Origin of the sequence: Alteromonas sp. W12, assembly GCF_001924945.1 — a bacterium.
Lineage (GTDB): Bacteria > Pseudomonadota > Gammaproteobacteria > Enterobacterales > Alteromonadaceae > Alteromonas > Alteromonas macleodii.
Map to the genome: position 1 here is coordinate 40,722 of NZ_LQXH01000001.1, position 14,026 is coordinate 54,747.

The window sequence follows — 14,026 nt, forward strand, 5'->3', positions numbered from 1 at the left end:
TTTTTAGCGTACAGCTATAAAACCTACACTACATCCACTCGCTGCTTCTGCGTTTGCGCTTGGGAAGGTAAGTCAGCATTACGCCCAGTAATATACCCACGCCGGCTACCATACCACCGCGTGTAAACCAGGTAACCAGCTCATCTTTATTCGCGCTATCTACTTTGGCGGTAAGACGAGTTATCTCAGAGGCTTGTTCCTCGCTAGTTGTTGTAAGCTTCGATACCTGCTGACGTGCATCGTTAAGTTGCTGGCGAAGTCTGGCGTTTTCAGACTGCGCTGTTTGCAGTGCGCTTTGGCTCTCAGCTAGCTTCTCACTTATGATTGGCAATTGCTCGGCTTGCGACATGGTATTGGACACAAAGCGGCTTTCAACCCAGCCTTCGCGACCTTCATTGTCGGTAATTTGCGTGAATTCAGCATCGTTATCGCGTGCAAGCACAGTAATAGGTGTGCCTGCTTCAATTGAACCTAGAATACGGTAGTTACGACCAGGTCCAGTATGCATAAAGATAAACAAGTCATCTCTAATGTAATGCGAAGAAGACGCTTCTAAATCAGCGGTATCTTGTAGCGAAAATGCTTGAAAAGAGCATGCAATAAGGGCTGCTGCTAACCACTTTCGAATCATATGAAGTCCAATTTTAGAATTTAAAACGTGAAGATGGTATTGGTTGACCGCGATAAAGGCAAGTTTGTTCCACTTTTGTCTAATTAAAGCATCTTGTTTCATGGCGCCAGCATTGCGAAAAGTAAGCGACAAAGGTAAGGTGTCAGCATCATAAGCTGTGCCTAGCGCAACCATGTCAGAAATAGAATTAAAATTTGTAACGGGTGACAACGCCCACCATGCGTTTAGTCAACGTCTACTTCCTCTTTTCGAAAAAAACAGTATTCAGGTTAACTCTCATCGTGAAATGCGCCTTGAGAACGACTATTACGATACAGATAAGCTCGATTTTCAAAACAATAAAATGGGCTTTCGCGTTCGAGGTAACAATGGTGAATACGAACAGACGCTAAAGACTAACGGCGTGGTCAGCGGTGGTCTGCACAAACGCATGGAATACAATGTGAGCCTTGATAATTCAAGGCCCGACCTCACGCTATTTGAAGCCAGCGCTTGGCCCCAAGATTGGGACGTGGCGGCAAAAAACACGCGTCTATCTAAACAGTTTAGCACTCACTTTACTCGCAATGCCTATGTGGTTAGTGTGGGTGAAAGTGTGGTTGAGATTGTGCTGGACTGTGGCGAAGCGAGTACAGAAAAAGCCAGTTCCCCAATCAACGAAATAGAGCTTGAATTGATGTCAGGTGATATCAACAGTTTGTTTACGTTGGCGGTGCTAATAAACGACAACATGCCGGTACGCCTTAGTGATGTATCAAAAGCGGCGCAGGGATATCAATTACTTCACGGCTTTAACGCTAAAGTTCGACACCTGCCAGATTTCCTTGCGCTTGAAGACACAACCACCACGGAAGAAGCATTTAGCCACGCGGTTCAAACTGCATTGGCGCATTGGCAGCACCACGAGCATGTGTTTTGCGAAAGTGGCTCAATAAAAATGCTGGCTGAAGTTGCTAAAAGTGTACGTTTGTTACTGCAAAGTGTATCGCTTTACTTGCCGGTTCTGCAGTGCCCTGAGCTACTAGCCCTGCATAAAAAACTGGTCACCCATGCGCAAAAGTGGGGCTGGCAAGACGACTTACAAAGTTTGCGTTATTTGCTCTCTAAAAAGAGCATGTTTAACAAAACACTCAGCAAACATCCTGCAGTAGTAAGCTATTTGCAAGGACGACAAACAGGCTTAATGCAGGCTCATGAGCCTGAAAAGCTGTTTTTCGACAACGATGCCACAGACATTAAGCTACACGCCATAAGTCTTATTCAGAATAAGCCGTGGCAAAAAGTCGCAACGGGTTTTGACCATCCGGTGCTTGATCATGCAAAAGGTTGGCTGTCGCAAGGTTGGCAAACTGTACAGCAAAGCATGCCGCTAAACAAAACCATGGGGCCTGCCAATTACAGCGCTGTAGAAGTGATGCTTAGGCAGACATTATGGAGTGGATTTCTGCTCGGTGACTTGTTTGTAGAAGAGCGGGGTAATTTTCGCGCGCCGTGGTTAGATTTGCTCACTGGTATTGATGAGCTGAATGCGCTGCTTATGTTAAAGCAGTCAATAGACGACGCCGAAGTAGACTCCCATGACGAAGTGCGTAAATGGACAGCAGAGAAACTCAGCACGCTTATTCGAATTATGGAACGAACTCGCACAGTGGCTATGCAACGTGACGTTTACTGGTAATTGTTTTCTATGCATATGTGGTTACTGTAAACATGCACGGTAAAGGCAACTCGAATCTCAAGGATGGAGGGCGCTGATGACCTCAGCCATAAATGACTATTTCCTTTACGCACTGCTTGGCATTTATGCCATTGGCTTTGTGCGTTTGTTTGTTCAAAAAGTCAATTTACGCAGTGGACGCTGGCTAACGGCAGCGTTTTTGTGCTGGCCTGTATTTATGCTGGATGAGTGGCTCCGTATGGCAAATGCCACAGGACTGGCTAGTATCTACGGGTTATCAGAAGTATTTGCTGTTATCGCGATTACGTGTTGTTACCGCGCAATAAAACCCATGCTGTTAGCTTATCCTACGGCAAGAAAGCGGCTGTGGTGGCCGGTAGTAGTGACCGGCGTTTTTCAGTGCGCCATTCTCCTGATACCCGTAGACGATAAGCAGCAATGGCTCTCATCGTCTCCTCATGGTCAGCCTCTGCTATTGTGGCCTGCCTATATTGCATCACTGTTAACGGGGTTTAGCGTGTTGCTCATAGGTATTCTTATTACCGAGCATATTCAAATGTACCATAGGCACTTACCAGAGCAGGCGGTGGATATAAAAAACCTGAAAATGCCTAGGCTTGCCGGAGTAATGGGAAGCTTGGTTGGCGTTGCGTTTATGAGTATTCTACTTGTGACGGCCGCAACATTCGGCTTCTTCCCTGTTCCTTTTTGGGAAGGGTTTCATCATCTGATGATTGGAACGGCAATTCTAATTGTACTGTTTTCACTAACCTTTATACGACGGACGTCCCCGTCGCCACTCGATTACGAACGCTTAGATGAAGGCAAGGCAACGCCTTATGAAATTAGCAGTATTATTTCTAAAGCAGAACGCTACACCATAGAATCAAAGGCGTACAAGGTTCGCTTCCTTACCCTCAGTGAGTTTTGTAAAGGGGCAGATATTGACCCCACCTCGCTCGCATTGGCCTTGCAACTTACTGAAAAGAAAAACTTTAGACGTTTCATTTTCCACTACCGCTTAGAGTACGCCAAGAATGTTCTGCTGCGCAGCGACGCTAAACTTGAAGCCGTGGCAAAACGCATGGGGATAAATTCAGAAAAGTTCTTGAGTGAGTATTTGGTTAAACACCTAAACTCCACGCCGCTAAGATAACAAGAGTATTGTGCTAGACGTTGAGTTCGCGTTAGCCACCAAATGCATTTATCAATATTTGATGGGTGAAGGTTTTACGTAAATAAAAGCCGCGAGGACGGGTTTTAATACGCTGACCTTCTGGCCCCAACGCGTCGGTGAGCACTTTCCCGTTTGCCGCCTTAGGACGAATGTGTAAGGCCTCGCCTTGACGAGAGGTGATCGACTCAACCTGTCCAGTTGCAATTTGCTCGACCAGTTCCTCCCAATCGTGTCTTAATACCGCATCTTCGTGTTCATTCGGTCGCCAGTAAAATCCTGTTGCTACCCGCCTATGAGCCAGCGGAATAGCTCTGTCACCTTCAATAGGTAGCCACAATACCTGCTGTAGTTTGTTTCGCACGTTAGACGTTTCCCATGTAATGCCGGGCGTCATCAAAAGCGGGGCAAAACAGACGTAGGTGGTTTCTAAAGGCGAAAAATGGGCGTCGATGGGAATGGTTTTAAGTTCGATGCCAAGTTCAGGAAAGTCCTGTTGAGGCTTCGAACCTGCACTCGCGCCCAGCCACTTCTCTATCAGCATGCCTGGCCACCCCTTATGACGTTGTAAATTGGCCGGAATGGCTACATTTGCCATATCCGCAAGCTCTCCAAGCGTCAAGCCTGCTATCGCATGACAACGGGCTAAAAGGCTATCTGGAGATGACGGGGGAGACGCTGGTGGCTGCATAAATATGGCTAATTTCCTGTTTGAAAAGCGGGTACGAATATTAAGACTATGATTGGAGCATAGTTTGTGGAAGAATGAAAACATATAACAGTATAGTGTGCCCGGGAGTCTATGTGATAGATGCCGATGGATTCCGTGCGAATGTGGGCATAGTGATTTGCAACAAAATGGGTCAAGTATTTTGGGCAAGACGTTATGGTCAACATTCATGGCAGTTCCCTCAAGGCGGAATTGATGAAGGGGAATCTGCTGAACAAGCTATGTACCGCGAGCTTCACGAAGAAGTAGGGCTGACACCGAAAGATGTCACTATTTTAAGTGTTACCCGTAACTGGCTTAGATATAAGCTGCCGAAGCGATTAATTCGACAAGGCAGTAACCCTGTTTGTATAGGGCAAAAACAAAAATGGTTCTTGTTGCAGCTCGATTGTAACGAGCGAGACGTTAATGTACTTAAAACAGGTCATCCTGAATTCGATGACTGGAGGTGGGTAAGTTACTGGTATCCAATAAGAAATGTTGTATCGTTTAAGCGCGATGTATACAGACGAGTAATGAAAGAGTTCTCGCCTGTAGTTATGTCTGCGCAGCATCGGCCTCAACAGCGCCAAAACGCAGCGCCACATAAACGTGGCAAGAAACGCAGGCGTGGATAAGCGTATGCGAAGTTCAGGTACGCAAGACAGAGGTGTGCGGAGTAAGCAGCGAGTAAACTGCGAGTAAAAAAGGAAAAACCGGTGAGCCCTCAGAGCCAGCAAGGAACAATGTTAACCACGTTAAAGCGTATCGTGCAGGAAATGAATCAAATTCCTGCTCTCGATACGGCGTTGTTTAGGCTAGCCTCACGGGTTAAACAGACCCTAGATGTCGATTCATGCTCTATTTACCTTGCCGATTACGACACCCAAGAATTTATCCTTAAAGCCACTGACGGACTACATCCCGATGCAGTCGAGCAGGTACGCATTGGCTTCTCAGAAGGGCTTATCGGGCTGGTAGGTCAGCGGGAAGAGCCTCTTAATATTGTTAATGCTCATAGCCATCCTCGATTCAAACATTACCCCGAAGTTCAGGAAGAAAACTATAACGCCTTTTTAGGTACGCCTATTATCAACCAACGGCGTGTGCTTGGTGTTATTACCCTCCAGCAATCACAAATGCGCCGCTTCAGTGAAGACGAAGAAGCATTTTTAGTCACCCTTGCTGCGCAGCTCGCGTTAGAAATAACCAATGCTGATATTCGCGGGGCTTTGACGCTGTCAAATTCGAACGACAATACTGCGCGGCAAAAAAATGTGCGTGGTATTGCGGGTTCTCCAGGCCTTGCTATTGGCAAGGGAGTGTCTCCAGACAAATCTATTAACCTTAAAAACTGGGTCGTAAAGCGCACGCAATCTCCTCAAGATCAAATTCAACTCTATCGCAAAGGGGTTGAAGTTACGCGAGGTCATGTCGATGCGTTATCGAAGCGGTTAGATGACGGCATCCCCGACGATGTTAAGTCCATTTTTCAGCTGTATCATCATCTGCTAGATGCCAACAGCCTTGGGCGGGAAGTAGAAGAAAAAATTCGCCAAGGTTGGGATGCGGCGTCTTCATTAAAAATGGTTGTAGAAAGCTATGCCGCACGCTTTCAAGCAATGGACGACCCTTACATGCAAGAGCGTGCCATTGATATTGTCGATTTATCCGACCGTATTCTTGCTAACATTTTGTATGAAGCGAATGGCAAAAAGGTTACTGAAAAAACAATAACCGAAGCCAGTATTCTCGTAGCTGATGAAGTCTCAGCGCCTATGCTTGCCGAATTTCCAAGAGGTAAGCTAAAAGGCATTATTTCTATTCGCGGTTCAAATAACTCACACGCGGCAATATTGGCTAGAGCCATGGGCGTGCCTGCAGTGATGGGCTGTCAAAACGTTACGCCAGCACTACTCGAAGACAAAGAGATTTTGCTTGATGGGTATTCAGGCGAGGTCATTGTATCGCCTGAACGTAACATCAAGTCTGAATTTATACAGCTCATTGAAGAAGAGTCGGCCATCGCAGAGAAAATTGACGCCGAGGCTGACAAACCTTGCGAAAGCGTTGATGGCTGTAGAATGTCTCTTTATATCAACGCTGGCCTTTCAGCTGAAGTCGAGCTAAACGCTGAACAAATTGGTGCGGGTGTAGGGCTTTATCGCACCGAGATTCCCTTTATGTTACGCGAGCGTTTTCCTTCAGAACAAGAGCAAGTAAAGCTGTACCGCCAAGTGCTTGAGGCCGCGCCTTCATTGCCTATCACTATGCGTACTCTCGACGTAGGAGGCGATAAGCCACTACCGTACTTCCCAATTAATGAAGAAAATCCATTTTTGGGGTGGCGAGGCATCCGCCTAACCCTTGATCATCCAGAAATTTTCTTGGTTCAGGTTCGCGCCATGCTGCGTGCAAGTGTAGGCCTAAGCAATTTGCAAATTATGCTGCCTATGATCTCCACCGTATCTGAAGTGCAGGAGTCTAAGCGGCTAATTAATCAGGCATATTATGAAATTTGTGATGAGATTGCAGAGTCAGGACAAACGTTAACCAAGCCTAAGTTAGGTATTATGCTAGAAGTCCCGTCGGTACTTTATCAGCTACCTCAATTAGCAAAGCACGTGGATTTCTTTTCGGTAGGCAGTAACGACCTGACCCAATATCTGCTCGCGGTGGATAGAAACAATACGCGGGTGGCAGGGCTCTACAATAGCTATCATCCTGCGGTATTAGGGGCGCTTTACGACGTGGTTCAAAAAGCCAATCAAAATCAAGTGCCCGTAACTATCTGCGGTGAAATTGCAGGTGAGCCAGCTGGAGCATTACTGCTAATGGGAATGGGTTATCGCCGCCTAAGTATGAACGGCTTTAACTTAAGAAAAATAAACTGGCTTATTAGAAAAGTCACGCTGGATGAATGTAAGCAGTTACTGTCATTGGCGCTCACCTCTGTTAGCCAAGAAGAAGTTTTTGTGCACTTGAATCAATATCTTGAAACCAAGGGCCTGGGAGGCCTTATCCGAGCAGGTGCTTAAGGAATGGATCCGTTAGTTGTAATAGTTCTCAGCTGCCTTATTTTAGGCTCTGTGGTAGGTGTTCTGGCGGGTATGCTGGGCATTGGCGGTGGGCTTATCATCGTTCCTGTGTTGTCGTATTTGCTTATACATTTCATGGGAATGACCACTGAAACCGTAATGCCTGTCGCTATCGCTACCTCATTATCTACCATCATCTTCACAGGAATGTCGTCGGCCTTCGCGCATTACAAGCTGGGTAATATTCAAAGGCATGTTGTGCTTTACACAGGCTTAGGTATTGCTTTTGGCGCATTTGCCGGAGCTCAGGTAGCAAGCCATATTTCTGGTGAACTGCTTAAAGATGTGTTTGCGGTGCTGGTTATTTTAATTGCGATGCAGATGATATTTGGTAAGCAAAAAGCCTCAGAAAATGACGCATCAAAAGGTACGCTTGCGACTGTTGGTGGTGGAGCTGGCTTACTAAGTGCACTTATGGGGATTGGTGGCGGTGCATTATTGGTACCTGCGCTGGTATGGTTTCGTGTTAATGTACGCGCGGCAATTGGCTGTGCTGCCTTTTGCGGACTTATTATTGCCGTTTTTGGTACCACGAGTTTTATTGTGGCCGGTTACAATGCGATAGATGTACCAGAACATAGTTTAGGTTATGTGTATTTACCGGCAACAGCTGGTATTGTTGCCACCTCTATGTTTACCGCAAACATAGGTGCAAAGCTTGGGCAGCGAGTAAATGTTCGTGTGTTAAAAGCGATGTTGGCGTGCTTACTCGTGTTGGTGAGCATTAGAATGATTTTAGGAATTGAATAAAGTAATGGAACAGAGCAGTTATCTGGTATTTCCCAGTATCGACCCCGTTATCTTCAGTGTCGGTCCGTTAAGTGTCCGCTGGTACGGCCTTATGTATTTGGTGGGCTTTATCGCCGCGTACCTATTGGCACAAAAGCGTCTTTCACAAACCAACTGGAGCCGTGAGCAGTTAAGCGACCTGCTTTTCTGGAGCTTCGTTGGCGTAATATTAGGCGGTCGAATAGGCTATGTGCTTTTCTACCAGTTTGGTATGTTTCTCGACGATCCCTTGTACTTATTCAAAATTTGGGCTGGTGGAATGTCCTTCCACGGCGGGCTTTTAGGGGTGCTAACAGCCTTATTCTGGCGCGCCAAGTGTATGAACACGACCTTCCTTCGACTAGGCGACTTTGTTGCCCCGTTAGTACCCATCGGCTTGGGTGCTGGACGCATAGGTAACTTCTTAAACGCTGAACTTTGGGGGCGTAGCACCGATGTGCCTTGGGCGGTCATTTTCCCCAACGCGGGTCATGTTCCTCGGCACCCGTCCCAATTGTACGAGTTTGCGCTTGAAGGCGTACTTCTCTTTATTATCCTATGGCTATATTCTGCCAAAAAGCGTCCAGTAGGGGCGGTCAGCGGCTTGTTCTTACTTGGTTACGGCACCTTCCGATTTATCGTTGAATACTTCAGAGAACCCGACGCACATATTGGCTTATATCAAATGGGACTAAGCCAAGGGCAACTTCTTTGTTTACCTATGATAGCTTTAGGAATAGGATTAATAGTCCGTGCTTACATGCGCGGAAAAGACCATGTTGAACAGCAAAAAATATAAGAATAACGATGAAAGAATATCTCGCTCTAATGCGCCATGTACGTGATACGGGTGTGAAAAAGGAAGATCGAACTGGTACAGGTACGTTAAGTGTATTCGGCTATCAGATGCGTTTTAATCTACAGGAAGGTTTCCCCTTGGTGACAACAAAGAAGTGTCACCTTAAATCCATTATTCACGAACTACTTTGGTTTCTTAAAGGCGAGACAAACATCGCTTATTTGAAAGAGCACGGTGTGAGTATTTGGGACGAGTGGGCTACCGAAGAAGGCGAGCTTGGTCCGGTTTATGGACACCAGTGGCGCAGTTGGGATCGCGGTGATGGCACATCGGTAGATCAGATTGCCGAAGTGGTTGAGCAAATCAAAAACAATCCAGATTCTCGTCGACTTATCGTTAGCGGCTGGAACCCTGCAGTGCTCCCTGATACCAATTATTCTCCTAAAGAAAATGCAGCGATGGGCAAACAAGCATTGCCACCTTGCCATACACTTTTCCAATTTTATGTATTAGACGGTAAGCTTAGCTGCCAGCTTTACCAGCGAAGCGGCGATATTTTCTTGGGCGTTCCGTTCAATATCGCAAGTTATGCTTTACTGACCATGATGATGGCGCAAGTGTGTGATTTAGAGCCCGGCGATTTTATTCATACGCTAGGCGATGCGCATTTGTATTCAAACCATCTTGAACAGGTAGAGTTGCAGCTAAGTCGTGAGCCTTTCGAGCGCCCAACTATGGAAATTAATCCTGAGGTGAAAGATATCTTCGGGTTTTCCTTCGACGACTTTACGCTTAAAAATTACCAGTCACACCCACACATTAAAGCCCCTGTTGCCATATAAGGAGTTACCATGAGTACTCCTATATTGATATGCGACGACTCAGGTTTCGCAAGGCGCCAGATGGCGCGCAGTTTACCTGATGGGTGGGACGTGGATATTTCGTTTGCCGAGAATGGTGAGCAAGCCCTCGCGCTTGTTCGCGAAGGCAAAGGCGATGTGGTGTTTCTCGACTTAAACATGCCGGTAATGGACGGTTATCAAACCATGGAAGCCATTCGCCAACAGGATCTTCCTTGCTTGGTGGTTGTCGTTTCCGGTGATGTACAAGCGCAAGCGCGAGAAAAAATGCTCGCTCTTGGTGCCCTGGATTTCATAAGAAAGCCAATTGATAACGAAAAACTCAGCCACATCCTAGCCTCTTACGGGATTTACAGTGGCGAGACGCATTCTTCTGGCGCGAGCTTACAAAAAGCGCAAGACGATAGCGACTCAAATGCCGTTTTAGCCAAGCGCCAGATGAGTAAAGAAGATCAATTAGACGCATGCCGTGAAATGGTCAATATTGCCATGGGGCGTGCGGGTGAGAATCTTGCTCAACTGCTAGGCGAGTTTATTGATTTGCCTATCCCAAACGTCAACTTAATTGAAAGCAACGAACTGTCTATGGCGGTTGCGGAAATTAACCGTAACGACAGCGTGTCGGCAGTTTCAAAAGGCTTTATTAGTGAAGGTATAAGCGGCGAAGCGCTGGTTATTTTTAACGACACAAACTCTCAAAACATCGTTGAACTATTAAAGTATCCGCCGTCGGCTTCCTCCGACAAACTAGCGCTAGAAGCACTAATGGATGTTTCCAATATTCTTATCGGGGCCTGTTTAAACGGTTTGTCAGAGCAGTTAAATGTCGCCTTTAGCCACACGCATCCGGTGTTACTGGGGCAGCACCAAGGACTATCAACGCTTTTAAGTGATAACGTGCAGCGTTGGGGCAAGCTCATGGCTATCGAAATAGGTTATGCCATTAAGGCCAGAGATATTTCCTTTGACCTGCTGTTGCTATTTCCTGGTGATGCCATGAACCATATCTATTCTCGGCTGCTCGATGATGACGCTGTGACACAAGACAAGGAAAGTCTATGAATGCATCTACAGACGCACTTTCCACCGGTGCTTTAGTTAATTCTTCTCAAGTACCCGCAGAGCTTCTCGATTCCATTGAAGTGGGCATTGCAGTGCTAGACCGCAACTTCAAGGTTCAAGTGTGGAACAAGTTTCTTGAAAACCATGGTGCAAAGAAAGCGGAAGCAATCATTGGAGACAGTCTTTTTTCTCATTTCCCGGAAATAGAAGAAAAATGGCTGAGAACCAAAGTTGACCCTGTGTTCAATTTGAAGAGCCCGGTGTTTATTATTTGGGAGCAGCGTCCTTACTTGTTTAAGTTTGGTTGTAATCGCCCTGTAACCAGCGCTGCAGAGTTCATGTACCAAAATGTGACCATGTTCCCTATTGTTGATAAGCGCGGCAACGTAGAGCGGTTTTGTATGCTTGTTTACGATGTCACTGAGCAGGCGCTCGGTAAGCGTGGAATGGAGCATCTTAACGAAGAGTTGAAAACTGCGAGCCGCGTGGACGGTCTAACTGGGCTATATAATCGTCGCTACTGGCAGGAGCGCTTTGATGAGATGCACAAACTTTGTGTGCGCCGAGAAAAGCCAAGTACTGCGCTTATGCTCGATATCGACCATTTCAAACGCATTAACGATACTTATGGTCATCAGGCTGGGGATAAGGTGATTAAGATGTTAGCAGCGCTGATTAAGCGCTGTGTGCGGGAAACCGACCTTGCAGGGCGCTACGGCGGCGAGGAATTTGCCATTATTCTGAATGACTCTTCGGTTGAAGATGCCAAGATAGTGGCCGAACGTATCCGACAATTAGCACAGCGTTTAGTGGTAGAACACGAAGGTGAGTCAATAAGTTTCACTGTAAGTTTAGGCCTTGCACAATTCTCTCCTGACTTTAAAGGAGCGATGGCATGGCTTGAGTGTGCCGATCAGGCGCTTTATGAAGCAAAAGAAAACGGCCGAAATCAATATCGCATTTATGCAGCGCCTGGCGCGTTATAGTGCTAGGCGTAGGGTGTTTTTGAGCTCTTGAAAGGTGACAGGCTTCACTAAGTGGTATCGAATACCTGCCTGCAGCGACGCTTCTTTATCGCTTCTGTGGGCATTGGCCGTAAGGGCGATGATCGGAAGGTCAGGGTGACCTTCTTTCATTATTTTAGCGACTTCCAAACCATTGATATCTGGTAAGTTGATATCCAACAGCACACAGTCAAACGCATTTTCACTCACTCTAATAATAGCGTCGTCACCGGTGTAACTCACAGTAACTTCGTGGCCCATACATTGAAGCATATACTCCACCATTTCTGCATTAATGGGCTCGTCTTCTACCAGCAATACATTGGCCTTTTTCGTTGTTTCAACAACTCTTGCGTTACTTGCTGTAAGGTGATGGAGCGCATCTACAAACCGGTTTCTATCGATGGGTTTTACAAAGCTTTGATAGATGGGCAGTTCACTGTTTGCAATAATGTTGGCAATATCTGGTGTTGCTGATAACACAATAACGGGCGGTACCCGTTCACCAAAAATCGCCTTAAGCGTCCTCACTAGTTCAAGACCATTCATGCCCGGCATATACAAATCGGCAATAATGCCTGAAAACTGGAGTATTTCTTCGTGCAGATTGAGCAAGTTCGCACCAGATGAAAACGTGCGTGCGCTAAAGCCCTCTTTGGTAATAATTGATTGTAAATGCAGCCTAGATATCTCTAAATCGTCAACTACGGCGAAGGTCGCATTAGACGGTGCTGAATTGGTAGCGGGAAGGTCCTCAATAGGTTTCAGAGGCAGTAAAATTTTAAACTCTGTACCCACTCCAACTGTACTGGTTACCTGTAGTGCACCGCCCAGCTTATCAACGCTGCGTTTAGCTACAGACAAGCCAATTCCTGCACCCGGGAAGCGTTGGCCAGTTGAGTGTTCGCCGCGATAGAAGCGTTCAAACATGCGCTTTTGCGTCGCCTCATCAATTCCTATTCCAGTATCACTAATTATAATAACGAGAAAAATCCCTTGGTTTTTCACCAAGGTTGTAACGGTGACGTCGATCAGTCCATTAGCCGTAAATTTAACGGCGTTATCAAGAATGTTAACTACTACTTTAGAAAGGGCGACAGGATCCGTTTCTGCGTAATGGGGCACACTGTGACTACAGTGCATGTTAAATTCTATTTTTTTGTCTTTTACGCGTACAGAAAACGGCGAGATACATTCGTCGAGCAAGCTGATTAGGTCGACATCTGAAAAGTGCAGATCGTCTTCAGTGTTATTGGTTAATACATCGGTAAGGTTGTTGGTAAGATTAAGAAGTCGATAGCTGGATTGTTCAGCTTGCTGAATTAGTCTGGTACGCTGTTCTTCCATGTTAGGAATAAGTTCAAGAGCACTGATAATTGCACTTATTGGCGCTCTGAATTCATGACTAATCAGTTGCAAAAATTCTTTGTTTTGCAAATCTCTATCGTCATCCACAACGGCAAGTCTCAACTTCGATTTACCAAACTTTTTAGGCGACTTGTTTGCGTTACTTTTGTAAAAAAGCCATGCAATAAAATACCAAAGTACAATGACGACTGCGCCCAAAATAGTAGTGAGAAGCATCTTATTGCGCATCGCCTGAATACGCAGTAACAACGCGTTTTCTTCCGCCTGCATGGCATTGACCATAGGCAGCAGGCTAAATTGCTGTTGAATACGTTGAGTTGCGTCGGCTATCGGCAACTCAATAAGAGTATGAAGTAAATCTAGTGTGGTTTGCGCGACCTGCCGTGCAGACGCGCTATTCAATCCTTCTTTTGCTATTGCAAAGTCTCTTTCGGATAAGACTGTGGGCGAGATTGCTTGGCCTGCACTACTGCGAAGGTATTCAGATATACCTTGAACGGTGACCTGTAGCTCGCGCTTTAAAATAGTGTAATTCGCGGGTCCAGAAAACGCGCTGCTCTCCATCCGAAACGTAAATTGATTGATACTAGACTCAGTGGCAAGAATATTATCCTCTAAATAACTCTGCTGCTTTAAGGCTGTTATGAGTGCTTGTTGCTTGCTCATCAGCGCGATTAAAACCGCAATAACAACCATAGCGATCAACAGTGCTGTAACACTCACTTTTGAAAAAGTGAATGTCCGCGAAATTGATGATGATTTGCGCTGCGACTGGCCAGCCTGGTTTGAGCTCACGTTCATCCTTGCAAGTAATATGCGGTAGAGATACCTACCTTAAATGTAGGCAACTAACGCTAACTTGCAAGGAAGTAGAA

The 14,026-nt window shown here is 46.1% G+C and carries 12 protein-coding genes; 9 read left to right on the forward strand and 3 right to left on the reverse strand.

Annotated features, from left to right (window positions below):
* Positions 1-28 precede the first annotated feature (28 nt).
* Positions 29-841 (reverse strand): TIGR04211 family SH3 domain-containing protein, encoded by an 813-nt coding sequence (locus tag AWH61_RS00180; RefSeq protein ID WP_014948175.1) that lies wholly within the window; start codon positions 839-841, stop codon positions 29-31.
* On the opposite strand from AWH61_RS00180, the gene AWH61_RS00185 reads away from it, so the two are divergent.
* Positions 804-2,309 carry a CYTH domain-containing protein gene (locus AWH61_RS00185; RefSeq protein ID WP_075175931.1) on the forward strand — a complete coding sequence of 502 codons (1,506 nt, stop codon included), beginning with the start codon at positions 804-806 and terminating at the stop codon, positions 2,307-2,309. The genes AWH61_RS00180 and AWH61_RS00185 overlap by 38 nt on opposite strands.
* A 76-nt stretch (positions 2,310-2,385) precedes the next feature.
* Entirely contained in the window at positions 2,386-3,465 is a 1,080-nt protein-coding gene (locus AWH61_RS00190) for a helix-turn-helix domain-containing protein (RefSeq protein WP_049587333.1), read from the forward strand.
* Positions 3,466-3,496: 31 nt separating this feature from the next.
* Here the strand turns inward: AWH61_RS00190 and mutH are convergent, their stop codons facing one another.
* A complete protein-coding gene (gene mutH, locus AWH61_RS00195) occupies positions 3,497-4,174 on the reverse strand; it encodes a DNA mismatch repair endonuclease MutH (protein ID WP_039224444.1) in 678 nt (225 codons plus the stop codon).
* Between the two features lie 113 nt (positions 4,175-4,287).
* On the opposite strand from mutH, the gene rppH reads away from it, so the two are divergent.
* The 7 genes from rppH to AWH61_RS00230 all read left to right on the forward strand — a co-directional run bounded on the left by rppH (position 4,288) and on the right by AWH61_RS00230 (position 11,765).
* Positions 4,288-4,830, forward strand: coding sequence for an RNA pyrophosphohydrolase (rppH, locus tag AWH61_RS00200; RefSeq protein WP_014948179.1), 543 nt, complete (start codon positions 4,288-4,290; stop codon positions 4,828-4,830).
* A 108-nt stretch (positions 4,831-4,938) separates the two neighbouring features.
* Entirely contained in the window at positions 4,939-7,230 is a 2,292-nt protein-coding gene (gene ptsP / locus AWH61_RS00205) for a phosphoenolpyruvate--protein phosphotransferase (protein ID WP_039224899.1), read from the forward strand.
* Positions 7,231-7,233: 3 nt separating this feature from the next.
* Positions 7,234-8,040 carry a sulfite exporter TauE/SafE family protein gene (locus tag AWH61_RS00210; RefSeq protein WP_014975612.1) on the forward strand — a complete coding sequence of 269 codons (807 nt, stop codon included), beginning with the start codon at positions 7,234-7,236 and terminating at the stop codon, positions 8,038-8,040.
* A gap of 4 nt (positions 8,041-8,044) precedes the next feature.
* Positions 8,045-8,857, forward strand: coding sequence for a prolipoprotein diacylglyceryl transferase (gene lgt, locus AWH61_RS00215; RefSeq protein ID WP_014948182.1), 813 nt, complete (start codon positions 8,045-8,047; stop codon positions 8,855-8,857).
* Positions 8,858-8,865: 8 nt separating this feature from the next.
* Entirely contained in the window at positions 8,866-9,699 is an 834-nt protein-coding gene (locus AWH61_RS00220; protein WP_014948183.1) for a thymidylate synthase, read from the forward strand.
* Positions 9,700-9,708: 9 nt separating this feature from the next.
* Positions 9,709-10,779 carry a response regulator gene (locus AWH61_RS00225; RefSeq protein ID WP_039224447.1) on the forward strand — a complete coding sequence of 357 codons (1,071 nt, stop codon included), beginning with the start codon at positions 9,709-9,711 and terminating at the stop codon, positions 10,777-10,779.
* Positions 10,776-11,765 (forward strand): sensor domain-containing diguanylate cyclase, encoded by a 990-nt coding sequence (locus tag AWH61_RS00230; protein WP_039224448.1) that lies wholly within the window; start codon positions 10,776-10,778, stop codon positions 11,763-11,765. The genes AWH61_RS00225 and AWH61_RS00230 overlap by 4 nt, the downstream gene beginning before the upstream one ends.
* Here the strand turns inward: AWH61_RS00230 and AWH61_RS00235 are convergent.
* On the reverse strand, positions 11,760-13,946 hold the full coding sequence (locus tag AWH61_RS00235) for a response regulator (RefSeq protein ID WP_075176625.1): 2,187 nt from the start codon (positions 13,944-13,946) through the stop codon (positions 11,760-11,762). The genes AWH61_RS00230 and AWH61_RS00235 overlap by 6 nt on opposite strands.
* Positions 13,947-14,026: the final 80 nt, after the last annotated feature.